Genomic DNA, 805 nt, shown 5'->3' with positions numbered 1-805 from the left:
AATCTGGCTGATTGCGTTATAGAGAGGCTGGCAGACCTGCCAAAAGCCATAAAAAGCATAAAAAACAAACGTTGAGACCGAAAAACAAGCGAATGGCAAAAAAGATTAAAAAAGGGGTTGTGCAACTCGGAGAGATCCCTATAATGCGCTCCCACTGACACGGCGCAGCGGACAACGCGACGCGGTGACAGTCGGAGAAAAACGAAGAAAGTCGTTGACTCTGAATGAGGTAAGCGTAGTATACGCGGCCTCACNTTAGTCGCCACGGCGGCAACGAAACGCTCTTTAACAATTTAATCAGACAATCTGTGTGGGCACTCACAAGACACTATCGCAATCAGATACGAAAAANNCTTGAAGAGTGAACAACAGTTAATTNATTACGAATGAACAGTAAATTCTTTGAGCANCGCTATTAACTTAGCAAATCAAGCTTTTAATTGAAGAGTTTGATCATGGCTCAGATTGANCGCTGGCGGCAGGCCTAACNCANGCAAGTCGAGCGGCAGCGGAANGAANCTTGCTTCCTTGCCGGCGAGCGGCGGACGGGTGAGTAATGTCTGGGGATCTGCCCGATGGAGGGGGATAACTACTGGAAACGGTAGCTAATACCGCATAACGTCGCAAGACCAAAGTGGGGGACCTTCGGGCCTCACACCATCGGATGAACCCAGATGGGATTAGCTAGTAGGCGGGGTAAAGGCCCACCTAGGCGACGATCTCTAGCTGGTCTGAGAGGATGACCAGCCACACTGGCACTGAGACACGGTCCAGACTCCTACGGGAGGCAGCAGTGGGGAATATT

The 805-nt window shown here is 49.9% G+C and carries 1 rRNA gene; it reads left to right on the top strand.

The features are described 5' to 3' along the window. Positions 1–437 precede the first annotated feature (437 nt). Positions 438–805, top strand: a 16S ribosomal RNA gene (locus RZ35_RS16870); the annotation flags it as partial.

Source organism: Lonsdalea quercina subsp. quercina, assembly GCF_000688655.1.
Taxonomy (GTDB): Bacteria; Pseudomonadota; Gammaproteobacteria; order Enterobacterales; family Enterobacteriaceae; genus Lonsdalea; species Lonsdalea quercina.
Note: the sequence above shows the minus strand (reverse complement) of the source record. Positions and strands in the feature narration are given on the sequence as shown.